Here is a 1,055-nt window from a genome sequence, read left to right as displayed (position 1 = left end):
CCTAACGAGCTCGTGCACGGTAGGCAGGGAGACGTCGCGGATGGCGGCGGGGCTCGGTGTTCACATCGGCCGCGCCGATGTCAGGTCCGCGGTCTGCTGATGGGACAGCAGGCCGGCGACGGCTTGGACGATGTCGCTCATGTGCTCACGGCGGCCGAGGTGGCGGGCCAGCGCCCGCCAGTTCTTGAGGTGGGCGATGCCGTGCTCGACGCGAATGCGTCGTGAGGAATGTGCCTTGCGCTGCCGCTCATACATCTGCTCGTACCAGTCCGGAGCGTTCTTCTTGAACTTGCGGTGCGGCGGTGTCACCACCCGGCCGTTGGTCTGCGCGCCCAGCCCCTGGTAGCCGGCATCGGCGAGAACTTCCACGGCGGGGCCGTCAGCCAGGAGCTTGACCAGTCCTAACTGGCGAGCGTGGGTGATGTCCGCGCAGCCTCCGGGCTTGGTCGGGCTGCAGAACAGCACCCGGCCGTCCGCGTCCGTGAGCACCATGGTCTTGACGGCGTTCTGTTTGCTCTTGCCGGAGATGAACTTGTCCCGGTCCTTACGGCCGACGGCCGGCCGCCGGACGCGGATCTCGGTTCCGTCGACGATTCCGGTCCTGCCTCCGGAGCCGAGGTGGTCGACGACCTCGGCCAGAGTCCGCAGCCGCACTCCGGGGCCGACGGTGCATCCTCGCTCGGCGAGCAGGGGCCGCACCTCTCCGATGGCACGGGTGATGGTGGAGCGGTCCACGTCGAACCAGCAGGCAAGCACGTCGTGCGTGGTCGCGTGTCGGAGGTGCACGAGGGTGGCCAGCAGCCGGTCGACGAAGACCAGTCGGTGCTTCGCACCGGCGCCCACGGCCCGCTTCCGCTGCCTGGACGTAAGCCTGGCCTGGTGCCTTTCATGCCACAACGGACCAATCTCGGCGACGAGTTCGGCAATCACGTCAGCTGACAGACCTGTGATCCTTCGATCGCTGATGATCGCTGCACGAGACGCGTTCCCCACCACACGGCCATGATCGACGATCAGGAGCTCGACGTCTCCCTGCCTACCGTGCACGAGCTCGT

At 67.3% G+C, this 1,055-nt stretch carries 1 protein-coding gene; it reads right to left on the bottom strand.

The genetic code is table 11. The features are described from left to right. Positions 1-60: 60 nt before the first annotated feature. Complete coding sequence (locus tag ACWC0C_RS48390) at positions 61-843, bottom strand: transposase family protein (protein ID WP_450871559.1); 783 nt, start codon at positions 841-843, stop codon at positions 61-63. Positions 844-1,055 lie beyond the last annotated feature (212 nt).

The sequence above is a fragment of the Streptomyces sp. NPDC001709 genome, from assembly GCF_053596375.1.
The sequence above is the reverse complement of the archived record's forward strand: the minus strand, read 5'-3'. Positions and strand labels throughout refer to the sequence as shown.